Below are 25,581 nucleotides of genomic sequence, written 5' to 3'. Positions count from 1 at the left end.
TGCTTGCTATGTTTTTTTATTTTGTAATAAAAAGATAATTTTTGTTTTTCTGTCAAGTAGTAATTTTATTGAAATTAACTTCAAGAGATAATTATCTTCAGATTTAATTTTGATTATCTATTAATGGTATTTTGCAATTTAGATGACTTCTATTAAAGTTTGAACAGTATTCTTACTCTGTTTCTTGACTGAGAGTATTTATCAGAAAAAAGATACTGTTTTTGTTCGATAATAGATACAGTTATGATAATTTTAATTACTTTTTATCTGTTATAATATCTAACCTTTAGAGAATTTTATTAATTACAGATTCTTCTGCATTGTAAAAAAGTATTTCCTAACCTAGAAAACTATAATCATTTTCTCTACTTATATCCTGGAAAATAATACTACTATGCTATTTATTACAGATTTGCGACAGAAAAATTATAGAAGTTAGTTTTATCGATTTGACTCCGATATAAGTCTGCTATTAGGCTGAGAGTAAAGTACAATGAGTTTTTAAAGGCTTAGTTGGATGAGATCAAAATTCTGTGGGATGGTATTAGGAATTTAAACTGAATTTGATTGTAAACGACTGTGGCAAATATTAACTCTTAAGCTTAAGGCAAAATAGATGATGATAAACTTATCCATGCGTTAAAGACAAATCTAATTCACTGACTATTTAGAAACTGAGAATATATTACTTACTAACTCTTTGAAAAGCTCTACCAACTTCGGAACTCACATTTATTAAATTAGAGTTAATACCAGTTAAAAAGTTGATTTATAACTGGTACTAACCTCAACACTAATTGTTTCTTGAAGTTAAGACAACTTATACCCTAAAGGATTTATAAACAAACTTGTAATTAAAAATTATGATTAACTTTTATTGCTTCAATTTAGAACAACTGCTGTTTTCTCTATAAGAGATTTTATATTTAAGTCGATTCGCCAATGCCTAACTTCTAGTAGGGGTCAACGATTGTTAATCCCTACTCATAAATCTATTCCTCTTCACTTTCGTTTACTTCGTTACTTTCTTCCCCTTGTGCGGCTTGAGGAACTAAGGCAACAGCAGCAATTGCGTCATCATTGTCCAACTTTTGTACCCGAACTCCCGTAGCCATACGGGATTGCAGAGAAATAGCATTAACTGCTTGACGAATAATAATTCCTCGGTTAGACACAATCATCAACTCGTTATCTTCATTCACAATATGCAACGATGCTAGACGATCAGTTTTAGATTTAAACTTAATGGCTTTAACCCCCATTCCTGCCCGATTTTGGAGACGAAATTTATTAACTGGAACCCGCTTTCCATACCCTCCATTAGTAATGGCTAATACCCACGGGCCACCAGTGATTTCTTCGGTTTCGAGTAATTCTTCAGTTTCGAGTAACTCTTCGTCTTCCTCTTCTTGTGTATTCTCCATTCCGGCTATTACTTGACTTGAAAGAATATCCATACTGATGAAGTTGTCGTCTGACTTTAACTTCATGGCCTTAACTCCTCGTGTGGATCGTCCTAGAGGTCGCAATTGCTGGTGATTAGCATGAAAATGAATGGCCATCCCTTGGCGTGTCCCAATAATGATGCTATCTTCTGCCCTGGCTAGTCTTACCCAACGCAGTTGATCTCCCTCTCCTAAAGAAATAGCAATTAACCCGTTGGCGCGAATATTACTAAAGGCGGCTAAGGCTGTTTTTTTGATGTATCCTTTACGAGTCAACATAATAAGATATATGTCCTCGCTAAACTCACTTACGGCTACAACGGAAGTAATTTTTTCGTCTTTGGGAATGGGTAACATTTGGACTATGGGAACTCCCCTAGCAGTTCGAGAGGCTGCGGGAATTTGATAAGCAGGAATACCATAGACGACGCCGCGATCGCTAAAAAATAGTACTTGATTGTGATCACAACAGCTTAAGAAATGTTCTACTACATCATTTTCTTTTATTTTTGCTGCTGCTTTACCCCGTGTTGCCCTACTTTGTGCCCCAAAGGTACTAACAGGCATCCGTTTAATGTATCCTTGTTCTGTAAGAAGAATAATCGCTTGCTCATTAGCAATTAAATCAGTATCAATGATTTCTCCGTCGTCACGGATAATTTCAGTACAACGAGGGGTAGCATGGATAGATTTAATTTGTTGAAGTTCTTCTTTGATAATGGTTTCGATACGTTCACGCTTAGCTAAAATATCTTGTAAATCAACAATTTTTGCCTGTAATTCTTCGTGTTCAGCATGAATCTTGTCAGCTTCTAACGCAGTGAGACGACGTAGTTGCATTTGTAGAATAGCGTCTGCTTGAACTACAGAAAGACTAAATTGTTCAACTAATTCTTCTTTTGCGGTGGCTGTATCAGCCGCTTGGCGAATTAATCGAATAACTGCATCTAAGTTATCTAGGGCGATTAGTAACCCTTTTAATAGATGATCCCTTTCTTCAGCTTTGCGTAACTCGTATTTAGTTCGTTTAGTGATAGTCTCAATGCGAAAATCAAGGAAAACTTGAAGAAAGCCTTTGATAGTGAGTAATTGTGGTTCTCCATTAACCAATGCTAGCATATTCGCCCCAAAATTACTTTGAATTGGGGTTTGTTTATAGAGGTTATTGAGAACAACACGGGGATAAGCATCCCGCTTTAGTTCAATCACAATCCGCATTCCGTCGCGATCACTCTCGTCTCTAATATCAGAGATCCCTTCAATACGTTTATCGTTAACTAGATCGGCAATTCGTTCAATTAAAGCTGCTTTGTTAGTTTGATAAGGCAATTGGGTGACAATGATGGCTTCGCGATCAGGTTTTCCCCGTTGTTCAACGGTGGTAATAGTCGCCACTCCTCGCATGGTAATCGAACCACGTCCAGTAGTATAAGCATCCTTAATACCTGATCTACCTAATATTTGTCCTCCAGTAGGGAAATCAGGTCCAGGAATAATTTTTCTCAGTTTTACTTCTTCTATCTCTGGTTCATCGATTAAAGCTACGGTTCCCTCTATCAATTCCCCTAAATTATGGGGAGGGATATTGGTCGCCATCCCTACTGCAATTCCCGAAGAACCATTAAGTAGTAATTGGGGAATTCTAGCAGGAAGTACGACAGGTTCTTGTTGCGAGCCGTCAAAGTTATCAGCAAAATCAACTGTTTCTGATTCAATATCTCTTAATAAAGCATTTGTTGATAACGATTGTAGACGACACTCGGTATAACGCATAGCTGCAGGGGGATCATTATCTACCGAGCCAAAATTTCCATGCCCTTCAATTAGTGGATTTCGCATGGAAAAATTCTGCGCCATCCTTACCAGTGCATCATAAACGGCGGTATCACCGTGGGGGTGATATTTCCCTAAGACTTCCCCAACCACCCTTGCACACTTTCGAAAAGGGCGTTCAGGAATCAAACCTAGTTCGTACATGGCGTAGAGAATACGACGGTGGACTGGTTTTAACCCATCCCTAGCATCGGGTAATGCCCGTCCTACGATAACGCTCATGGCGTATTCTAAATAAGAACGGGACATTTCATTACTCAAGTCTGTGGGAATAATCCGATCTTGAGAGGCAGTCATAGGGTAATCAACTCCATTAAAGGTTGCAGATTAAGGGAATATTGTCTTAAAAAGAGACAAAAAATGTCTAATTAAAAGCCTAATTATAATTTAGATAATTAGATTTATTTTTATATCCTTTTGGATTTTAACATAACTACACCCCAAATAATAGGTTCTACATAATCTCTTATTTAGGTAAAACTAACACTCTAATGAAGAGATAACGGAGAGCAGATTTTAACTTTTTAGTTTTCTTATAAAATCAATTTCTTATTTGATTAATAATTAATTCATTTTCTTATTTTAAGATAAATAAAATTATTTTTATCTCATTTATTAAGTACTGTTTAATCCTTTTATTTAAAAAAATATTCATAAGAGCTAGATTATATATTTTCAATATATAAAAATAAAGTTAGATTGTTAATTTTAATTTTATTAAAAAATAATTATTATATAGCTAATATCTTAGCAGAATTGGTATTTAAACTCAATTATATTAAACTCAAAACCTTCACTTATTTTATTGCTATTGTATCAAGTACAAATACTAAACATAGTTTTATGGATGAAATTTCAAATTTGAAAATGCTTAATGCTACTAGCTGTTAAATTTAAATGAAAATACAAAAAACAAGTTTTCTCTTTATATTAAGCGAATATTTATTCTATTTTTTAGCATAAAACTTGATAAAAATCATAAATTAAATATGAGCGATTTGTCTTGAATAGAAAAAGGTGTTTATCTCATAAAAGATTATTATTAATTATCATGTAATTAATAATAATAAAAATATTTAATATAATTGAGTTCATTTAAAATGATAGGACAAAAAATAAATAGCTGCATTTTAACATCACTAAAATAAATTAAGATAAGGCAATAATAAATAGAAATCATGATCAGAAATTTAGGCAAAAAAATAAACCAAAAAATTAGGACATCACAATAGTTGGTAATTGATGTAATTGCTGTGATTAAAAGATAAGGAAGTTATTATGTAATAATAGTAGATTTAGATGAAGTAGTGAGGGTTAAAATTATAGAAACAAGAAGATCTAAATAAATAGTATAATAGGCAAAAAATTTGTTTAAATATTTTTTTATAAAAATTGGAAAGGTAAATATAGACATTGAGAAAATTTATAAAAATATAATGAATAAGTTGATTCTATCAGCTACTATACTAGTTTAGTGGATAAATACTATCCAATTAAATTAGTTAATAATAAATTATTTTTATCAAAAACTTTTAACTAGAAGCTAAAGAGCTCACAGATACTATTCCTCTTATAAATGTATTAGTTTAAATAAAATTTAAAAAGATATTGCCTATTGTGACTAAGAAACGACTCAAAGAACAGTAAAAGACATTAACAACAAATTAAAGTTAATTAAAAGGAGATCTTAGAAGTTAAAAAACGTTGTCAATATTCAATTCAGAAGTTTTTTAACTTAGCATGTCACTAGTGAATTTTGTATTAGTCAGTTCGGTATAACCAAAATTTAGATAGGTTCTGTTCTTTATTTACTTAACCTTTTTGTGTTATGACTAAAAGTCTGATACATTCTCTTCTATATTGTCTTTCACATTTTTTTACAATTTTAGTTTTAATTAAAACAGTACTTTTTCTAAATTAGAAGAGAAAAAAACATAATTTATTTTGTGTAAAAGTTTGTATTTTTTCATAAATTTTAAAGTAATACTTATCACTTTTATTGGATATTTTAAGTCTTTAACCCTATTAACATATGACATGTTTTTAATTGTCAAAAAAAAATTAATTATTCTTTATTTACTGTTCTTAATTTCTAATTATAAGTTAACTATTTTTAGTTTAATAAAACCTATACATATTAGTTTTAGGAACTGTGAATAATTTTGTAGCTATAGAATTTAAGGATTAAAGTACATTTATTTTAAATTCTTAAATATCTGTTTAAATAAACTACATTTAAACCAAAGACATAGAAATAATAATTTTTAAAAAAATGTAATTAGAAAAAATATTTTAGAATTAATCATGATTTACTAAACTCATAAAATGAATAAAATTAATCAAAAACTAAGTTTACTTAATGTCCAAAAAATATGTTTTTAATTTTAACAAAACATATTGCTTTATAAGTGGTTAATAACATTAAATAATTACAATATTAATTTTATTTATATATAAAAAAATAATATTTTTTGTAAATTTAGTTAGTTTTATTTGTCTTAGTTAAATAAGAGAATTATGTAGTAAAAAGTTAGTTTTTTTATAAACTAAGTACACAACTATAAATAGATTAGCAAAACAATAAATTTACTTAATAAAAATTAAAGTTAAAAACTATGCTAAGTTAAAATGTGTTATTTGTACGTTGTAATACTTATTACAATTGGTAATCATATATAAATACTTAATTCTAATGGTACTTAGATGTTAGACTAGAATTAACTATTGACAATTAACTATTTCAAATAAGCAATAGTTACTCCTGAACCTCCTTCATTTTGAGGTGCTAATTCAAACTTATCTATTTGGGGATGTAACTTTAAAAATGCATGAACTCCTTGACGTAGTTTTCCAGTTCCTTTGCCATGAATAACCCATAAAACCCCTGATTGAGTAATTTTAGAAATCGCATTTTCTAAATTTGATTCTGCTTCAGCAACTCGACTACCTCGAATATCTAATGTATTTTGAGATGTTCTAATCATCGGAACGGATTGAGATTTTTGTTTTTCCGATGGAGTAACAATAGGAACTTTTTTTCTCGCAGTAACTTCAACTTTTTTCCCATCTAGAGATTCAATCTTAGTAAAAGAAACGATCATTTTCATTAATCCAAAACGAACAGTAACTTCTTCTTGTTCTTCATCTATTGCTAATACATCTGCTGTCTGTCCAAATCTTAGTAATTTAATTTTTTCTCCAACTTTGGGCTTATAAGCATATTTACATTGTTCCAGTTTAGATAATTGACGTTCACCGATTTCTTGTAAAGTGGCTGTAGCTTTTTGTGCTTGTTGTCCCGTTTTTTTTCCCTTTTGCAATTGACGAATAACTTGAGCAATTTCTTCTTTTGCCTGGGCAATTGCCTTTTGAACTTCTTGTTCTTGATATTGTTTCAACGACTGTTCTCGTTGTTGTAACGATGAAGTTTTTTCTAAAATTTCTGTATAAAACTTCTTAGTTTGTTGTAACAAGTTACTAGCTTCTTGTGCTTTTTGTTCCTGTTCTCGTCGTTGTTTTTCTAACCCAGCAATAACTTCATTGATTTCTTCAGAAAACCCTCCAATACGAGTTTTAGCCTCTTCAATAATCTCCATTTGTAACCCTAATCGACCAGCAACAGTTAGGGCATTAGAACGGCCTGGGATTCCCCACAATAGACGATAAGTGGGAGAAAGAGTTTGATCATCAAATTCTACCGACGCATTCTCAAAACGGTCATCTTGGTATTTTAACGCTTTCAATTCTCCATAATGAGTGCTAGCAATGGTAAGTAAAGCATGATAAGCCAAATAATGAAGGAGAGCGACCGCTAATGCACTTCCCTCTGCGGGATCAGTTCCTGCACCTACTTCATCAAGGAGGACAAGGGAAAGAGAGGGGTTGGGAGAGAGAGGAGTTTTCAGAGATTTTAAAATGCGAACGATGCGGCGGATATGACCTGAAAAGGTAGATAAACTTTGTTCAATTGACTGTTCATCTCCGATGTCTGCTAGAATCTGTCCAAACCAAGGTATTTTTACAGGTTCTCTGGCAGGAACAAATAAACCAACTTTAGCCATTAAAGCAGCTAAACCGATGGTTTTTAAGGTGACGGTTTTGCCTCCTGTGTTAGGACCGGTGATTGCTACAACTCGAATTTTTGGATCAACCTGAACATTTATAGGAACGACAGAAGAACCTTGTTCGTGTTGTTGTTGCCAAACGAGCAGGGGATGACGTAGTTGCCGCAGAGTGATCAATTCTCCTTGAGTTGGGTCAATAAATTCGGGAGCATTTCCTTCTAACCATAAGCTATAAAGGGCTTTAGCCGTTGTTAAATCAAGAACAGTAGCTATTCCGAGTAAATGGTCTAGTTCATCGTAAATAGAAGCAACTTTTTCAGTTAAAGTCCGCAGAATAGCTTCTATTTCTACTTGTTCTTGACGTAAATATTGACGGCGTTGGTTACCCCATTGCACGACGGAATCCGGTTCGACATAAAGAGTGGCTCCTGTGCTAGAAGTATCATGAATAATACCTCTAATTTGATCTTTTTTGGGAGCTTTTACAGGAATTACAAAGCGATCGCCCCGTTGGGTAATAACAGCTTCTTGGACTGCTCCCCCTTGCTGGTGGATAATATTTTGGAGTTTCTGATAAATCTGAGCGCGGACATCTTTGAGGTTTCGACGAATCTCTCCTAATTTGATACTAGCGCGATCAGCGACTTTACCTGCTTCGTCAATACAATGGTTAATTTGCTGCTCTAATTCAGGATAAGTCCGAATATCTGCTACTAATTTCTCTAAAATAGGACAATCTTCTTGATTATTAATCATTCGCCGCAGTCGCCTCACCCCGGCTAAAGTAGTAGCAATATTGAGCAATTCCTGTTCAGAAAGTATTCCTCCTAATTTAGCTCGTTCTAGAGAGTCTCCAATATCAGTAATCCCATCAAAAGACCATTGAACTTCTAAATTCTGTTCTAAACGATAAATCTCTTGGGTTTGGGCTAATAATTGCTCACTTTCTTCAATAGTCTCAGGAATCGATAGTCTTCTGGCGGCTAACACTCCTAGTTTTGTCGCAGCAAAGGTAGACAAATGTTGACAGAGTCGAGGCCATTCGAGAAGGTTTAAGGTTTCTTGTTGAATCAAAACTTAACTTAAGAATAGTAAATAAAAAAACTTTTGTTCTTATTATGTAACTAATGTTGTTTATATTGTCAAAATTGACTGGCAAATTTAAGGGCAGTCTACTCAACTATATGTAAAGTACAGACAATTTGGCTACGTCTACGTTCCTTAGCTTAATAAGGAAGCTCTATCTGTCTTAGTGATTAATCTTTTTACTGATGCTTCCCTGACTCAAAATTGTAGCTGCCACCCCTGGGCTCAGGGTAACACGATTATTGTATAGATAAGGAATCATGGGAAAATCTTGCAACGTTTACCTGTTCTTGTATTAATTAGGCTAGGTGTTTCCCCTATTATCCTAAGTGTTTAGTGAAACAGTAGCAATTTTTCTCTTCCTCCACAACAGGTTACTGAATTTGCTGAATAATTGACGACTGCACTAATAGTTTTGTAAATGACTTATAGATAATAATCTTTTTGTTGAGGATTATAAAAATAATGATACAGTTAAAAATAATCTATAGTCACACATAACTAACGAGAATAAAGGATTGTTACTTACACTTTTCTTTTTTAAAAAACTTTTTTAACACGACGATAAACTCTTTTCATAAAAAGTCTATTTTTGATAGATTGCTGATTATAATCCAATGCTTCTTTTTTATCAAAAAGCTTAACAATAAAATCTAAATCTTTTATCTGACAAAATATTAACAGTCAATTATTAATATTTTAAAAGCTTTATGATTACCAAAATCATACATTTAAGTATCTCATATAAAAATAAGATCAACTAAAATTAATCTCATTCGGAGTCAACTGCATTCCATAAACAAATAACTTTATTCTAGAGTCCAAATAACATACTAGTTAGTGAATCTATATTAGAGTAGTACATAATAAATTATTAAACTTTTTAAATTATTTTTTGTTATTTTAACCTTAATTATTGGTAATATACTAGTCACTAATTAGTTAACAAGAAAAAACACTTGAATAGTGTTGCTGAAAAATGAGAATTATTTTGATAAGATCAAGACTACTTTAATCAGAAATAGGTGCAACATTAGGCTTATGGCCATTGCTTATATTATTGGACTGGGAAGATCAGGAATTGCCGCAGCTAGAGTACTGAAAACAGACGGATGGGAAGTTGTTCTGAGTGATTGCGCTGACTCTTTACCCCTGCGACAAACCCAGAGAAAATTAGAACAAGAAGGGATTACGGTTAAATTAGGACATCAACTAACTTTGATAGCGACAAACTCACCTGACTTAATTGTAGTTAGTCCAGGAGTTCCTTGGGATATTCCTTTTTTGGTAGAAGCGCGTGCTCACGGTATTGATGTTATTGGAGAATTAGAGTTAGCTTGGCGATATTTACAGAAGTTTCCTTGGGTAGGAATTACGGGAACTAACGGAAAAACTACCACCACCGCCCTAACAGCGTCAATTTTTCAAACATCAGGACTCAATGCTCCCCCCTGTGGCAACATTGGTCATGCTGCTTGCGAACTCGTTTTATCTTCAGAGAAGTTTGATTGGATTATAGCTGAAGTTAGTAGTTATCAAGGAGAGTCTTTGAGAAGATTATCCCCAAAAATTGGTATTTGGACAACTTTTACGACTGATCATCTTAACCGTCACAAAACCCTAGATAACTATTATTCTATCAAAGCGTCTATCTTACATCGGTGTGAATATCAAATCCTTAATGGAGATGATCCTTATCTACATCAAGTGGGATTACACCAGTGGGCTGACGCTTGTTGGATAACGACTAAAGGAAAGGAGCATTTACTCTGCCATCCTTCTAAAGGAATTTATATTCAAGATAATTGGATAGTTGCTTTTGGAGAATTAATTGCGCCTTTGAATCTCTTTAAAATGGTTGGTTCTCACAATCAACAAAACTTATTAATGGCAGTGGGAGCAGCAAGACTAGCAGGGATTGAAAAAGGGGCGATCGCCCAAGCAATTGCTGACTTTAAAGGAGTTCCTCACCGCCTAGAATTAATTTGTAATGTGCGGGGAATTGACTTTATTAATGATAGTAAGGCAACTAATTATGATGCAGCAGAAGTTGGCTTAGTTTCCGTAAAATCTCCAGTAATTTTAGTTGCGGGGGGAAAACTAAAAGAAGGGGACAATGACCGTTGGATTAAACAAATTAAAAAAAAAGTTTCTACAGTTTTGTTAATTGGAGAAGCGGCTGAAATATTTTCTCAAAGGTTACAAGAGTCGGGATATGAAACCTATGAAATAGTAGAAACTCTAGAAAATGCTGTTAAACGAGGATTAGAATTAGGACAGAAACAGAAGGTAAAAGTCGTATTATTTTCCCCCGCTTGTGCTAGTTTTGATCAGTACCAGAGTTTTGAACATCGTGGTGATCATTTTCGACAACTCTGTCAAGAATTGAGTTGATGATTTGCTTTAAGATTCTACCAAAGAAAATGTACGGTTACGCCACCAAGCTAATAGGGTACTAGCAATAAAAATACTCGAATAAGCCCCGGCAACAAAGCCAATGATCAAGGCGAGAGAAAAATATTTTAGGGTTTCTCCCCCAAACAGGAAGATAGCTAATAACGGTAATATAGTAGTAACACTAGTATTAATGGAACGGGCAAGACTTTGGTTAACGGAAATTTCTACTACCTCGTTGATGGAAATATCAGGCTGTTTTTCTATGTTGTCTCGAATGCGATCATAAATGACTACGGTATCATTGACTGAAAACCCAATTATTGTTAGTAAAGCTACCAAAGATAGACTATCAACTTCAATTTCTGTGATTAGTCCCAACACAGCAAAGATCCCCACTGTAATGAGAACATCATGAAAGAGGGCAATAATTGCAAAGAAGGCATAATCGAATTGAAAGCGAATAGTAAGATAGACGATGATTCCGAGGAAAGCTACTAACAAAGCTAGAATTCCTGACTTAAATAACTCTTGTCCCACTGTTGGACCTACTGTATCAATTTGAACGGTATCAGGGTCAAATTGTCCAATCTTTTCGTTTAAAATTTGTTGTAACTGAGTGCGTTGATCAACGTCGAGATTTTTACTCCTAATTGATAGAATATTCTTTTCTAAAACCTGAATACTACCATTCAACCCCTGTTGAACAAGAATTTCTCGAACTTTTCCTGTATCGATGGACTGGTCACAGGTTCCTTCTGCCATGCAGGCTAATTGTAACTGTAGTCGAGTTCCCCCAATAAAGTCTATCCCTGGACGTACAGGCGAGTTGAAGGTGGAATAGGAAATTACCATCGCAATGATTCCACCAAGAATAAAAAGTGCTGAAACCGACCACCATAAGCGTTCCCATTTAATAATATGTAATTTCATTGTTTGCTCATTAATAAATTAGTAAGATGCAATAGTTTGGGAAATTTATGAACAAAACTTTTTCTTCTTTTCCCTTTAGGTCCTCACTAGTAAATTTGAGGAAAAAATTAATTAACGGTTTTGGGTAGATTGGGACAAAATAGTTCAGGTTTTTTACGAACTGAGGGCAATCCTAATACCGTTAGTAATGAAAGAGTTCGGCTACAAGTAACTGCCGTAAACATACTTACTAATACGCCAATGGCAAGGGTAAGAGCAAATCCTTTAACCAATCCTGACCCTAATCCAAACAAAGCACTGCAAGCAATCAAAGTAGTGACATTGCTATCCAAAATACTCGAAAATGCGCGATTAAATCCAGATTCTACGGAGCGATACAAACTATTTCCAGATCGCAATTCTTCACGAGTTCGCTCAAAAATTAGGACATTTGCATCCACGGCCATACCAATACTTAAGATAAATCCGGCAATTCCAGGTAAAGTCAAAGTAACGCCAATCAAAGCGTAAAAAGCCAAGGTGTATAAGGTGTAAATCCCCAAGGCCAAATTAGCAATCATCCCAGGAAGGCGATAATAAACCGCCATGAAGATTAACACTAGAATCAACCCAGCTACCCCAGCATAAATACTACTTCGGATGCTTTCTTTCCCTAAAGTGGCCCCGACAGTACGGTTTTCCACCACTTCTACCGGAAATGGTAAAGATCCCCCGCGAATTTGAACGGCGAGCTCATTGGCACTATCAACAGTAAAATTTCCTGTAATGACAGCACTACCTCCCGTAATCCCAGTGTTAGCAAACTCTACACCTACAATTGGTGCACTAATCAGGGTATCATCTAGAAAAATCCCAATACTACGTCCAGTTCCTGCCAGATTTTTCGTGAGTTCGGTAAACTTTTTGCCCCCGTCATTATCAAATTCGATGGCGACCTCCCAACTAGTCCCTGTTTGGGTGGGGCTAGGGCGAGCATTGTTAAGGTTTTTTCCTGTTAAATCGACTGATTGAAACAGATCTAAGATGGCAAGGTTCGATTGTTTGATAGATTGAGTTAGCTCGACAACACGTTCGGCATTTTCCTCTAATGTGCCATCCTGTCTTAGAATTGCTAATTCCACTTCTAATTGTCGTTTAGTCGTAAATTCCGCTTGAAACTGGCCTTCAGTTCCTTGTTTTTGTTCACGAAACTCCAATTGGGCGGTTCCTCCTAACACCCTTTCGGCCTGTTCAGAATCAGTAACTCCTGGTAACTGGATAACAATTTTATCTTGTCCCAGAGTCTGTACAATAGGTTCAGCTACGCCCAAAGCATTAACCCTATTCCCTAAAACAACTTTCTGTGCTTCCAAGTCTTCCAGACTGATGTTTTGAATCTTGTCGGTGGGTTTAATTTGAATGGTTAACTGCGCCCCCCCTTTAAGGTCTAACCCTAGTTGCAGGGGAATAGCTACTAAAATGATAATTGCCCCAATAGCTAGGGCGGCGATTAAACCAAGGACTAAACGTTGTTGTTGCATGATGATTCCTTTATGAAGTTAGGAAAGAGGGGCAAACCGCAAAAGATGGACTCCTAGTCTTTCCCTTACATTTAAACCTGCAATGCGATTATTTTCTGCACTGCTTCAACAATTTTAGGAGGTTGAACAATAGTTAGATTTTCTAGGTTGCCGTTGTAGGGGGTAGGGACATCTTGCGATGATAATCGAATGACAGGGGCATCCAGTTCGTCAAAAAAATTCTCATTAATTAGAGCAATCAATTCAGCGGCAATTCCCCCTGTTTTCATACATTCTTCTACAATAATCACCCGATGAGTTTTACTAATAGAATTTCCAATAGTTTCTAAGTCAAAGGGTTTTAGGGAAATTAAGTCAATAATTTCGGGATCATACCCTTCTGGTTCTAATTTTTTCAATGCTTGAAGACAATGATGACGCATTCTAGAGTAAGTCAATACAGTGACATCTTTCCCAGAACGGACGATTTCGGCCTTGTCCAAGGGCACTATATATTCTGTATTGGGAATTTGCTCTTTGAGATTATAGAGAAGAACGTGTTCAAAAAACAGAACAGGATTTTCATCTCGGATGGCTGCTTTAAGAAGTCCCTTCGCATTGTAAGGAGTAGAACAGGCAATAATCTTAAGCCCAGGAACTGCATGAAAATAAGCTTCGAGGCGTTGAGAATGTTCAGCTCCTAACTGCCGTCCTACGCCCCCTGGACCGCGAATGACCATCGGAATTTTGAAGTTTCCTCCAGAGGTATACCGTAACATCCCTGCATTGTTAGCAATTTGATTAAAAGCTAGGAGTAAAAACCCCATGTTCATGCCTTCGATAATTGGGCGTAACCCTGTCATAGCAGCACCGACAGCCATTCCAGTAAAGCTATTTTCAGCGATTGGAGTATCAAGAACCCTAAGATCTCCATATTTTTTATAAAGATCTTTTGTTACCTTGTAGGAGCCACCGTAGTGGCCTACGTCTTCTCCTAAAACAAAGACTGTCTTGTCATATGCCATTTCTTCATCAATGGCTTGACGGAGTGCGTTAAATAATAAAGTTTCTGCCATACATTCACCAGCGAGCGCATTTGTTATCCTATCATTGGAACTCCACATTTTAATCTTTTTGGGAGGCATCGTAACCATGAGGTATTTTTTTAGATTATTCTGTAAATGTCCCCTACTCACTCTAAAATGATTAATCCCCAAGAAATTTACGATTTACTTCTAGATTATGGTACCAACACTACACTTATCCAAGAGGTGATCATCGGTTTAACCTGGACCATCTGTCATGGTGAAGAGATTGGACTGTGTATGAGTCCGGCTATTCCAACACGTACTCTTTCTTGGTCAGGAACTTTAGTTAATCGAACCATAGCAGATATAGCCCCCTGGTTGCGATCTTGGGATGATTATAAAGCAACAATTGGAATGGCTGCAATTAATGCTGTGATCAATTCTCAGTCTAACCTCTCGGAAATGAGTCAGCCCGTTTTTTCATCTGGTCCAGCTAATTTAGCAGTCTTTGAGCATTTCCTCCCCCAATTGCGAGGAAAACGGGTTTCAGTCATTGGATGCTACCCAGGGTTAGACCGTTACAAAACGGAAATGGCAATCAATATAATTGAACTTAAACCAAGGCCAGGTGATTTTCCCGCACCTGCATCAGAATACTTATTACCCGAGTCTGACTGGGTGTTTCTAACAGGGACTTCTATTCCGAATAAAACCTTTCCTCGCTTAGTAGAACTTTCTAGGAATGCCAAATTAGTGTTAATGGGACCGACAGTTCCTTGGTTAGCAGAATTAGCTGAATTTGGTGTAGATTACCTTGCAGGGGTGACTGTTGTTGATCCCAACGCTTTACGACAGACTGTTGCTGAAGGGGGTGGAGTTCGTATTTTTGAAACAGGGGTTCAGTACCGATTGTATGATTTTTCATAACTATTTTTGTGTTTATAAAATCTGTTAACTTTGTTTGAGTTAACACTGTTTTCAGTATTTCATCCATTTTTTTTCCTTAACGAAAGATCATTAAATTTTCTGTAAAAAAGTGTCCTAAACTCAAAAGATATGTGGGACAATCTGGCTACTAATCATAATTAATAGTGTATGTTAACTGTTGCCATCCCCAAAGGTGCACTTTTGTCCGATAGTATCAAACTCTTCCAAGAGATTGGATTGGATTTTAGTGATTTTCTCGACCCCAAAAATCGTCAATTGCAAATTACAGACTCGACTAACACCGCTAAAGGATTATTAGTTAGGGCAACCGATGTTCCAGTTTATGTTGAGTACGGACAAGCACAGTTAGGCATTGTTGGCTATGATCTTTTATTAGAAAAAACTCCCGTAGTTGCGGATTTAGCGGATCTAATTTTTGGCTATTGTCGAATGTCTGTTGCAGTCTCTAAGACTAGCCCTTATAAACATCCTGTAGATCTTCCAGCTCATGGGAAAGTAGCTTCTAAATTCGTTAATTGTGCTAAAAACTATTTCTATAACTTAAATCTACCTATAGAAATTATCACCCTTTATGGATCAGTTGAATTAGGACCTATAACCGGAATGTCAGAAGCAATTGTAGATTTAGTTTCTACTGGAAAAACGTTGAAACAAAATGGCTTAGTGGAAATTGATACGTTGTTTGAAAGTACTGCTCATTTGATTGCTCATCCCCTTAGTTATCGCCTGAATTTTGATCAGATTAATTCTTGGGTTGAAAAGATTAGAAAGATTAGAAAAATGTAGTTAGAGATAAAAATATAGGAAATAAAGCACAATAGTGCAATATTTTATAGCTATATTTTGATCAGTTTTCATTAAATATTAAACCTAAATAAATATAATTATTGTTAATGTAAATTTTTGATTCCGACAGTATCAAGAATTTATACTTCTGTCAACTGTGAATCTCTAATTGCTACACTAATTATTAGAAATATGACCTTTTTCCTTCCCTGCTTAGGTGATAGTTTTGATAAAAATATTACTGAAATTAATAATCTAATTCTAGATATTTATTTTCTCAATTAAATATTGAAACTAAAAATCTAAGAACATTTTCATACACTCTAATTGCCGCATTTTAAAAAATATTTAACTAATTAAAATTTTCTTTTTTCCTCAGAAGATTGTTTTCGATATTTATCGACAGTTAATTTGATCATGGCCAATGTTATAAATCTTTTCTTCTGATTGCCTTTTAAATCAGTAGTGAAAGTATGAGAGACTTTTTGTCAAGTAAATCTTAATAGAACTCTCAGGTGTATTAGATCAGTATAATACACGAAAAACTGCAGGTGTACTGTATATTAGAGTGCAATAAAAATTGCAGTCTATTTTAGACTGTAACAAGAGTAATTTGTCTAAAACACCTTACTTAATGTTTTTTTAAATAAGTAGTCTATCAATTATTTCTTTCCAATGCTAATTGAATCAATTGATCGACTAATTCAGAGAAAGAAACTCCTGTTGCTTTCCACAGTCGGGGATACATACTGAAAATAGTAAACCCTGGAAGGGTGTTAATTTCATTGACAAACACTTCTTGGCTATCTTCTACATAGAAAAAGTCTACCCGAGCTAGCCCTGCCCCATCTAATGCAGTAAACGCAAGGACAGCCATTTCTTGAATTTGAGTAATAATGGGATCAGGAAGTTGAGCAGGAATACATAATTGCGCTTTGCCACTTGTATATTTTGTCTCATAATCGTAAAAATCAGTATTATAAGTAATTTCCCCAATCACCGACGCCTTAGGGTTTTCATTACCAAAAACTGCACATTCAACTTCTCTAGCGATTACTCCTGTTTCAATGACAATCCGTCTGTCGTAACTTGCTGCATCATCCAAAGCTACTTTAAGTTCTGAACGTGATCGCACCTTAGCAATTCCTACAGATGACCCTAAATTAGCAGGCTTCACAAAACAAGGATAAGTTATATTTTTTTCAATTTTATCGCAAAATTCTGAAAAAACAAATGAATTAGACCATATTTTAGCTCTATCTACTGCAATATATTCAACTTGGGGTAATCCTACCTGAGCAAAGATCATTTTCATGGCAATCTTATCCATGCCTACGGATGATCCTAAAACCCCACTTCCTACAAAAGGAGTCTGCATTAAGCTTAACAATCCTTGTATCGTCCCGTCTTCTCCATTTGGTCCGTGAAGAATGGGAAACCAAACATCTACTTCACTTACTTGAGGGGGAAACTGCCATAATTGTTGTGTAGTTGCATCTTTACAGGGTAAGAGAGTTTCTTGATCGAGTATCTGTTGTGCGGTATTTCCTGCTTGCCAAACTCCATTTTTTTGAATATATACCGGTAATACCTCGTATTTTCGGGAGTTTTCTGTGGTGTTTAAGGCAGTTGCGATTGCCTTTGCAGACTTGATAGAAACTTCATGTTCTCCTGATCGTCCCCCAAACAATAACCCTACTCGTAATTTAATCATTGATTATACTCCTTAATCCTTACAAACAAACAGCGATTATACTTTTCAGACTATAGACGACCTACCCTATCTCAGAGAAGTTCCACCACATTAACTAATGGAATAGGGGAGCCAGTTACTTTTATACCCTTAAGGGTTATAACTTATCTCAATAAATCGACTGTACCTTTTATTTAATAGCAGAAAGTTATCCAGGCGATTCATCTCTAAGAATTAATAAGTTGTATAAGAGATACCAAATCTACTAATTATCTTCATTGCTTTTTGCAGATAAAATAAGCTAAAAAAAATATTAATATTTATCAATCTTTTTAAAAATATTTAAGTTGACATAAATCATTCTACTTGCAATCTTAAAAAGAGTTGTTAATTCCTATAGCTATTTTGCTTTTTACTAAAAAAATAATGTAATTATTGCCGACAATTACCTTTTATTTCAATTAATTATTTACCTGTAGTTAATCTTACTTTTAACAAGTATAATTTAGTAGCTACGAACTATAAAAAATATTTCTTATCTAAGAGTTACCCAAACAACAAATATTTATTCTCCCAAAAAAGAGTCTTATTTATTAGAGAAAATAAATTTTAAATAAAAAAATATTTTAATTCAAAAAAATAACTAATTTTATTTATATCAAAAATTGATATTCTAATTTTTATTCAGATAATTAGATCATTTTTTTATTTTGTATAAATCAATGATAATGATTTATGATCTAAATCAACTAGAAGTCTAAGATATATACTCATCCTATTTTAAAAGCTTAAATAGGAAGTAAATGTAGTTATAATAATGTAGTTAAGTACAACTGATAATTATAACAGTTTAAAATAGTCTAATTATAAAAAATTATTCCTAACTACAAAATTTTTGATGATTTTATGATCAAAATTTATCTTTACAGATTCTGTATTTACATGACAGGTTCGTAGAACTAGATATTTTAGGATTAATTTAGCAATTAATGGCTAATTTTCAAGATAAACTACTAAAGTTATGAGCAATTAGGTTTGATCAACGAATCAATAAGACTTAGCTATTTATCGACAAAAAACTAGGTCTCCCTATAAGTAATCAGACAATATCGATAAAATATAATCACCTTTGCCAGACATCAAGGTAACATTACTGCAACGACGTTTTTTCTCGTTTTCTAAACCATTTAGTTAATGAATATATCCAGCATATGGAATAACTAGTGTGAAAAAATACTGGTTTAATTTACTCAACAAAAATTATGTATTTCTCGGACATAAATGATTAGTAATTGCTATATATTTCTAATATGCACCTAATATCCGGAGAAAGTATTATCGCATTTATCCGTCGCTTTATTGAGGAGAAAAGGTTCACTCTAGACATAGATAGAACGTTCAAAACGTTTAGAAATAGATTTTAACGCTACTAAGAAAAATAAACGGACAATACTCCAAAATATCATATTATAATCATGAAAAAAATCGTTAAGTCTTTAACTTTATTCAAATCGCAATGAACCTACTAATGAATATCAAACTTTTGCCAGGAAATCCCTATCCTTTAGGAGCAAGTTGGGACGGAAAAGGAACTCTCGTTGCAATTTTTTCTAAAAATGCAACGAGAGTTGATCTTTGCTTATTTAATAATTGGGGACAAGAAACATCCATACCTTTAGAAGAAGTATCCAATTATATTTGGCATGGTTACATTCCTGGAATAAAACCAGGACAGCATTACTGGTTTCGGGCTCATGGTCCATTTGACCCCACCGAAGGCTATCGCTTCAACCCCAAAAAATTGTTGATTGATCCCTATGCTAAAGCAATCACCTCTGATGTAGAACATAAAGAAGCTATCTTTGGCTATCGTTGGAACTGTGAAGATCAAGATCTAACTGCCTCGGAAATAGATGACGCACCGTGGGTTCCCAAAGCAGTTGTGATTGATGAAAGCTTTAATTGGGAAGAGGACACCTTACTAAAACATCCTTGGCATAAAACCATCATCTATGAAGTTCATGTCAAAGGATTTACAAAACAACATCTAGAAATACCTGAAAATTTGCGGGGAACTTATACTGGACTAGTTCATCCCAATATGATTGCCTATCTACAAAATTTAGGCATTACTGCTGTTGAATTACTCCCTGTTCACCATTTTTTTGTACAGCAAGGCCATCTAATTGATAAAGGATTAACTAATTATTGGGGTTACGACTCCTTAGGTTATTTTGCTCCTCATTCAAGTTACAGCGCCTCAGGAACTCAAGGGCAACAAGTAACAGAATTTAAAAATATGGTAAAAACTCTCCATAAAGCGGGGATTGAAGTCATTCTTGATGTTGTTTATAACCATACAGGGGAAGGAAATCATTTAGGACCAACATTTTTTTTACGGGGTATCGATAACCAAGTCTATTACCGTATAGATGAAGAAAATCCTCGTTACTACGTAGATTTTACAGGGTGTGGTAACTCTCTTAATGTCAGCCATCCTGATGTCCTTAAACTCATAATGGATAGTTTACGGTATTGGGTCTTAGAAATGCACATTGATGGGTTTCGCTTTGACTTAGCAGCAGCTTTAGCGAGAGAACTTTATGAGGTAGGAACTTTAGCTACCTTCTTCGATATTATTCACCAAGAGCCCGTTTTATCGAATGTAAAATTAATCGCAGAACCTTGGGATCTCGGAGAAGGAGGTTACCAGGTAGGACAATTTCCACTACTATGGTCAGAATGGAATGGAAAATATCGGGATGAAATACGGAATTTCTGGCGCGGTCAAGATAGCACCTTAGCGTCGTTTGCTTACCGTTTTATGGGAAGTGCTGACATTTACGAAATTACTGGAAGAAAACCCCATGCGAGTGTTAATTTCATCACGGCTCACGATGGTTTTACCCTGGCGGATCTAGTCAGTTATAACGAAAAACATAACGAGGTCAATGGAGAAAACAACAACGATGGAGAAACCTATAATTATTCTTGGAATTGTGGAGAAGAAGGAGAAACCGATGACCTTCAAATTTTGGCTTTACGAGAACAACAAAAACGTAATTTTTTAACCACTTTAATGTTGTCCCAAGGGGTTCCCATGATATTAGGAGGAGATGAAATTGGGCGTAGCCAACAGGGAAACAATAATGGCTATTGTCAAGACAACGATATTTCTTGGTTTAATTGGGACTTAACGAAGGTTAATCAAGATTTTTTATTGTTTACCCAACAGTTAATTAAGTTTCGTCATCAACACCCTGTTTTTCGACGGTGTAAGTGGTTTCAAGGGAAAGCACTTCACGGATCAGACGCAAAGGATGTTGTTTGGTTTAACTCTAAAGGAGAAGAGATGACCGAAGAACAATGGGAAGAAGAGGGGGTAAGGGCAATTAGTATTTTCCTCAATGGAGAAGTAATTGAAATCACTGATATCGAGGGTAATCAGGTAATTGATGCTAGTTTTCTTTTGCTATTTAACGCTGAAGAAAATACATTAAAGTTCACTTTACCTTCTAACTTAAAAAGTCAATTATGGAAAATAGTAATTGATACTACTAAAACTTATTGGATCGACCAAGAAAAAATGTATCAAGTAAATCAATCAATTACTAGTGTAAAAGGGCGATCATTGATGGTTCTACAGTCTATTTAAAAAGTATTTTGTGATTTAGATTATTGCTATCAATGATTTTAATATTATTGTCATTCTGTTTCTTAATTGAGAACACTTTTTTAAAAAATGCCATTTTTATGGGTCATAAAATATTTCTTACTATACGGTCAGCCATATACACCAATTTCGTAGGTATCAATGGACATTGACTCCTACACATGATATGCAGTCAAACTTCAGAAAATTGGTATATATGGTCGAACAGAACAGGATTATAAATAAAAGAGTGAGGAAAATAACTAACACTCCAAAAAATTTAGATTGGTATACAATAATTGCACCCTTTCAGACTTTTGACGACGAAACCGTAACTAATCTTCAACAGTATGGCCTGTCCCTTCAATAATTTTTCTAATAGTTTCTTCAGAAACTGTAGTTTCAACAGTAACAATTTTTGTAGAAACATCAATAGATATGGCAGTCTCCGGCTTTTCACTTTGGACCGCTTTAGTGATAGTCTTGGCGCAAGCCTCACAGGCAATGCTAGGGACTTTAAATGTAATACTCATGGCACGCTTGAGTCATAATATTTGAGATTATCCCGATAATAACTTAATATAAACCAAATATAAATCCTTGTCAATAATCTCGATAATCTAGGATTTCCATATTAATTAATAACCATTAACTATTGGACAATTATTACCAGTTTGAAGCTGGATATTTTCTACTTTCTTTTAGATAGATATTTTAATAATTGCCAAAAGAGACCAGTAAAATGAGTCAATAATCTATTTTAGGATAAAAGCAATGCTTTATAAACATGTACAGATTTTTTAGGAGTCATAAATTGAGCTCATTCTAACTGATTCGTAATATCAGCGTAGATAGTAATTAACGATTGATTTAATTAGCTTGGATAAAATACCCACAATTGTGTTCTCCTTCATTAATCCAGTGAGTTCTTTCAACGGTGCAATCAGGTAAGATTTCAGCAAACATTTCCAATTCGTGACCGCAAACTGTGGGGTAAGATTCAGCTACTTCAGAAATTGCACAATGATGCTCTGCCAAGATATACCTTTTTTTTAAGGATTGACAACTATTTTTAGGATTAAATAAATGTATCTCTGCCATATAACCTTCTTCTTGCCGCAATTTAACTAATTTACTGACCCTTTCTTCAAGGGGTCCATTACCAATGCGCTGGCGATAGTCTTCAGCTTTACGTTCCCATTGTTTGCGTAAAACTTCTCCTACCTGTTGTTCTCCTACGGTCTCAGTGAGAGTCTTAAGGAAAGAAACCGCAAATTCTCCATAGCGAGTAGGGAAGTGATCACGTCCTTGTTTACTAAGATAATAGATATGTTGGGGCCTTCCTAACCCAACTTGTTGAGATTGATGTTCAATTAAGTCTTCAGTTTCCAAGTCTTTTAGGTGGCGGCGAGTTGCTTGAGGTGTGATTGCCAAAGCTTGGGCTAATTCAGAAGCTTTGGCTTGACCATGTTTAAGCAAATAATTCAGAATATCTTCTTTAGTTGAAGGGGGATGAATAATAGTCATCGTTTCGGTCACTGGCTGATTGAGTGGGACTTAGATAAGCAGTGGTATAGAAACGCTAGGAATATCTTAATCATTAAGGTTTTATTCCTGATGCGCCGTTGCCAATAAATCTTCAAAAATGTGACTTTGACAACAATCACGTTGTTATTCTATTGTAGAATAGGGTTGAGCAATACAAAAATTGTTTTAATAAACACAAGGACTTTTGCGAGAGAACCTCTCTATCTAGCTAGACTCGTCGTTTCGACCGCATGTAATTAAGGCGTGTTTTTAACGATATATGGGATTGCCAAACCTAAAGCATTTGCTTCCGAGTGCGGTACATTTGTCACCCTTGAAGCTGGGGACTCTCTAGATATCCTAAAAAGAAATTATCAAATGGAAACGGAGAACACACAACTTATGAGTGATACATCAGTTAAGATCCTGGTTAACCAACCATATAAATATGGGTTTATCACTGATATTGAGTCCGATAAGATTCCTCGTGGTATCAGTGAGGATGTTATTCGCCTGATTTCTGCGAAAAAAAAAGAACCGGACTTTATGTTAGATTTTCGCCTAAAATCTTACCAACAATGGCAAAAGATGACAGAGCCAACCTGGCCTCATGTCACTTATCCGCCCATTGACTATCAGAATATTATTTATTATTCTGCCCCTAAACAGAAGAAAGAAAAATTAGGCAGTCTTGATGAAGTTGATCCGACTTTACTTGAGACTTTTGAGAAGTTAGGTATTCCTCTATCTGAACAAAAACGATTAGGAAACGTAGCAGTAGATGCTATTTTTGATAGTGTTTCTGTAGCGACAACTTTTAAAGAAAAATTGGCTGAATCTGGAGTTATTTTTTGTTCTATTTCAGAAGCTTTACAAGAATATCCTGATTTGGTCCGAAAATATCTCGGTTCAGTAGTTCCAGCCAATGATAATTTCTTTGCTGCTCTCAATGCAGCAGTTTTTAGTGATGGGTCTTTTGTGTTTATCCCCAAAGGGGTTAAATGCCCTATGGAACTATCTACTTATTTTCGGATTAACAGCGGAGATACAGGGCAGTTTGAACGGACATTAATTGTGGCTGAAGAAAAGGCTTCTGTTAGCTATCTAGAAGGGTGTACCGCACCGATGTATGATAGTAATCAACTCCATGCAGCCGTGGTAGAGTTAGTGGCTTTAGATAATGCTGAGATTAAATATTCTACTGTTCAAAATTGGTATGCAGGGGATGAAAATGGTAAAGGAGGAATCTATAACTTTGTTACTAAGCGAGGTTTATGCAAAGGAGTTAATTCTAAGATTTCTTGGACTCAAGTAGAAACAGGTTCTGCTATTACTTGGAAATATCCGAGTTGTGTCTTGGTGGGTGATAATTCGGTTGGAGAATTTTATTCCATTGCCCTCACTAATAATAAACAGCAGGCGGATACAGGAACGAAAATGATCCATGTTGGCAAAAACACTCGGAGCACTATTATTTCTAAGGGTATTTCTGCGGGCGGTTCTAAAAACAGTTACCGTGGATTAGTAAAAATGGGTCCAAAAGCTAAAGGGTCAAGAAATTACTCCCAATGTGATTCAATGTTGATTGGAGATAATGCCGAAGCTAATACCTTTCCTTACATTCAGGCAAATAATAATACTTCTACAATAGAACATGAAGCTTCAACCTCTAAAATTGGGGAAGACCAATTATTCTACTTTGCCCAACGAGGGATTCCTGAAGAAGATGCTGTCTCTATGTTAGTGAGTGGTTTCTGCAAGGATGTCCTGAGTGAGTTACCGATGGAATTTGCTGCCGAAGCTGATAGACTTCTAGGTCTTAAATTAGAAAAAACTGTCGGCTAATCTAGAATAGACAATGCCCATCTTACTTAAAGTTCAAAACACATAAAGTCTAGTTATTAATTCTTACGAAAGTCAATGAGTGAAGTTATCCTATCAGTTCAAAATCTAACAGCTAATGTTGAAGGAAAACCTATTCTAAAAGGTGTTAGCCTGGAAATGAAAGAAGGGGAAATCCATGCGATCATGGGAAGAAATGGGTCTGGCAAAAGTACTCTCTCAAAGGTCTTAGCTGGACATCCTGATTATGAAATAACTGGTGGAAACATAGTTTATAAAGGGGAGGAAATCCTCGGGAAGAGTCCAACTGAACGGGCAAATCTGGGGATTTTTCTGGCTTTTCAGTATCCTTTAGAAATTCCCGGGGTAAGTAACTTAGATTTCCTGCGGGTAGCTTACAATGCCCATCGAAAATATCAAGGGCTAGAGGAAATTGACACCTTTGATTTTGAAGACTTAGTAGAGGAAAAGCTAGATATTGTCAAGATGAACCCTAGTTTTTTGGAAAGAAGTTTAAACGAAGGGTTTTCTGGAGGAGAAAAAAAACGCAATGAAGTTTTACAAATGGCTTTATTAGAACCTACCCTAGGCATTCTAGATGAAATTGATTCAGGATTAGATATCGATGCGTTAAGAATTGTTGCTAATGGGGTCAATAAATTAGCCACTGATAAAAACGCTTTTTTGTTGATTACCCACTACCAAAGGTTACTTAACTACATTGAACCTCACTATATTCACGTAATGCACAATGGACGAATCGTGAAGACAGGAGGAAAAGAATTAGCCCTTGAACTTGAAGAGAGCGGTTATGACTTTGTCGAGGCAAAACTGTTGGCTAACGCCTAAAA

14 protein-coding genes are annotated in these 25,581 nt (G+C 35.0%); 6 read left to right on the top strand and 8 right to left on the bottom strand.

The genetic code is table 11. The annotated features are described in order from the left end of the window. Positions 1–992: 992 nt before the first annotated feature. Together gyrA and P3F56_RS08995 are read right to left on the bottom strand one after the other, a co-directional pair. Entirely contained in the window at positions 993–3,575 is a 2,583-nt protein-coding gene (gyrA, locus tag P3F56_RS09000) for a DNA topoisomerase (ATP-hydrolyzing) subunit A (protein ID WP_281152529.1), read from the bottom strand. A 2,438-nt stretch (positions 3,576–6,013) separates the two neighbouring features. Further along, a complete protein-coding gene (locus P3F56_RS08995; RefSeq protein ID WP_281152528.1) occupies positions 6,014–8,416 on the bottom strand; it encodes an endonuclease MutS2 in 2,403 nt (800 codons plus the stop codon). 1,053 nt (positions 8,417–9,469) lie between these two features. Here P3F56_RS08995 and murD point away from each other — a divergent pair. Continuing rightward, complete coding sequence (gene murD / locus P3F56_RS08990; RefSeq protein ID WP_281152527.1) at positions 9,470–10,822, top strand: UDP-N-acetylmuramoyl-L-alanine--D-glutamate ligase; 1,353 nt, start codon at positions 9,470–9,472, stop codon at positions 10,820–10,822. Positions 10,823–10,831: 9 nt separating this feature from the next. On the opposite strand, the gene secF is transcribed toward murD, so the two are convergent. The 3 genes from secF to P3F56_RS08975 form a co-directional block, all read right to left on the bottom strand. After that, a complete protein-coding gene (gene secF / locus P3F56_RS08985; RefSeq protein WP_281152526.1) occupies positions 10,832–11,755 on the bottom strand; it encodes a protein translocase subunit SecF in 924 nt (307 codons plus the stop codon). A 107-nt stretch (positions 11,756–11,862) separates the two neighbouring features. Next, positions 11,863–13,275, bottom strand: a complete 1,413-nt coding sequence (gene secD / locus P3F56_RS08980) for a protein translocase subunit SecD (RefSeq protein ID WP_281152525.1) — start codon at positions 13,273–13,275, stop codon at positions 11,863–11,865. A 71-nt stretch (positions 13,276–13,346) separates the two neighbouring features. Next, complete coding sequence (locus P3F56_RS08975; RefSeq protein ID WP_281152524.1) at positions 13,347–14,330, bottom strand: alpha-ketoacid dehydrogenase subunit beta; 984 nt, start codon at positions 14,328–14,330, stop codon at positions 13,347–13,349. Between the two features lie 126 nt (positions 14,331–14,456). Between P3F56_RS08975 and P3F56_RS08970 the strand changes: the two genes are divergently transcribed. Together P3F56_RS08970 and hisG are read left to right on the top strand one after the other, a co-directional pair. After that, complete coding sequence (locus tag P3F56_RS08970) at positions 14,457–15,209, top strand: DUF364 domain-containing protein (protein ID WP_281153785.1); 753 nt, start codon at positions 14,457–14,459, stop codon at positions 15,207–15,209. Between the two features lie 168 nt (positions 15,210–15,377). Further along, positions 15,378–16,016, top strand: a complete 639-nt coding sequence (gene hisG, locus P3F56_RS08965) for an ATP phosphoribosyltransferase (protein ID WP_281152523.1) — start codon at positions 15,378–15,380, stop codon at positions 16,014–16,016. Positions 16,017–16,674: 658 nt separating this feature from the next. Here the strand turns inward: hisG and P3F56_RS08960 are convergent. Next, positions 16,675–17,730: a D-alanine--D-alanine ligase family protein gene (locus tag P3F56_RS08960; RefSeq protein ID WP_281152522.1), complete on the bottom strand. Its 1,056-nt coding sequence runs from the start codon at positions 17,728–17,730 to the stop codon at positions 16,675–16,677. Between the two features lie 1,507 nt (positions 17,731–19,237). Between P3F56_RS08960 and glgX the strand changes: the two genes are divergently transcribed. After that, positions 19,238–21,364, top strand: a complete 2,127-nt coding sequence (gene glgX / locus P3F56_RS08955) for a glycogen debranching protein GlgX (RefSeq protein ID WP_281152521.1) — start codon at positions 19,238–19,240, stop codon at positions 21,362–21,364. 332 nt (positions 21,365–21,696) lie between these two features. On the opposite strand, the gene P3F56_RS08950 is transcribed toward glgX, so the two are convergent. Continuing rightward, positions 21,697–21,894 (bottom strand): heavy-metal-associated domain-containing protein, encoded by a 198-nt coding sequence (locus tag P3F56_RS08950; RefSeq protein WP_281152520.1) that lies wholly within the window; start codon positions 21,892–21,894, stop codon positions 21,697–21,699. A gap of 337 nt (positions 21,895–22,231) precedes the next feature. Further along, the gene (gene sufR / locus P3F56_RS08945; protein WP_281152519.1) at positions 22,232–22,888 is read right to left on the bottom strand and encodes an iron-sulfur cluster biosynthesis transcriptional regulator SufR; all 657 of its coding nucleotides are present in this window, start codon (positions 22,886–22,888) and stop codon (positions 22,232–22,234) included. 402 nt (positions 22,889–23,290) lie between these two features. On the opposite strand from sufR, the gene sufB reads away from it, so the two are divergent. Both sufB and sufC read left to right on the top strand, forming a co-directional pair. After that, positions 23,291–24,733 carry a Fe-S cluster assembly protein SufB gene (gene sufB / locus P3F56_RS08940; RefSeq protein ID WP_281153784.1) on the top strand — a complete coding sequence of 481 codons (1,443 nt, stop codon included), beginning with the start codon at positions 23,291–23,293 and terminating at the stop codon, positions 24,731–24,733. Positions 24,734–24,808: 75 nt separating this feature from the next. Continuing rightward, on the top strand, positions 24,809–25,579 hold the full coding sequence (gene sufC / locus P3F56_RS08935; protein WP_281152518.1) for a Fe-S cluster assembly ATPase SufC: 771 nt from the start codon (positions 24,809–24,811) through the stop codon (positions 25,577–25,579). Positions 25,580–25,581: the final 2 nt, after the last annotated feature.

It is taken from the genome of cyanobacterium endosymbiont of Epithemia clementina EcSB (assembly GCF_029919255.1).
Lineage (GTDB): Bacteria > Cyanobacteriota > Cyanobacteriia > Cyanobacteriales > Microcystaceae > Rippkaea.
This window is presented reverse-complemented; position numbering and strand designations above follow the sequence as displayed.

Bases quoted from the DNA above. Each gene is read 5' to 3' on its own strand.
- hisG (WP_281152523.1), top strand. From the start codon at position 15,378: ATGTTAACTGTTGCCATCCCCAAAGGTGCACTTTTGTCCGATAGTATC.
- secD (WP_281152525.1), bottom strand. From the start codon at position 13,275: ATGCAACAACAACGTTTAGTCCTTGGTTTAATCGCCGCCCTAGCTATT.
- sufR (WP_281152519.1), bottom strand. From the start codon at position 22,888: ATGACTATTATTCATCCCCCTTCAACTAAAGAAGATATTCTGAATTAT.
- gyrA (WP_281152529.1), bottom strand. From the start codon at position 3,575: ATGACTGCCTCTCAAGATCGGATTATTCCCACAGACTTGAGTAATGAA.
- P3F56_RS08975 (WP_281152524.1), bottom strand. From the start codon at position 14,330: ATGGCAGAAACTTTATTATTTAACGCACTCCGTCAAGCCATTGATGAA.
- sufC (WP_281152518.1), top strand. From the start codon at position 24,809: ATGAGTGAAGTTATCCTATCAGTTCAAAATCTAACAGCTAATGTTGAA.
- P3F56_RS08950 (WP_281152520.1), bottom strand. From the start codon at position 21,894: ATGAGTATTACATTTAAAGTCCCTAGCATTGCCTGTGAGGCTTGCGCC.
- murD (WP_281152527.1), top strand. From the start codon at position 9,470: ATGGCCATTGCTTATATTATTGGACTGGGAAGATCAGGAATTGCCGCA.
- sufB (WP_281153784.1), top strand. From the start codon at position 23,291: ATGAGTGATACATCAGTTAAGATCCTGGTTAACCAACCATATAAATAT.
- P3F56_RS08960 (WP_281152522.1), bottom strand. From the start codon at position 17,730: ATGATTAAATTACGAGTAGGGTTATTGTTTGGGGGACGATCAGGAGAA.
- P3F56_RS08970 (WP_281153785.1), top strand. From the start codon at position 14,457: ATGATTAATCCCCAAGAAATTTACGATTTACTTCTAGATTATGGTACC.
- secF (WP_281152526.1), bottom strand. From the start codon at position 11,755: ATGAAATTACATATTATTAAATGGGAACGCTTATGGTGGTCGGTTTCA.
- glgX (WP_281152521.1), top strand. From the start codon at position 19,238: ATGAATATCAAACTTTTGCCAGGAAATCCCTATCCTTTAGGAGCAAGT.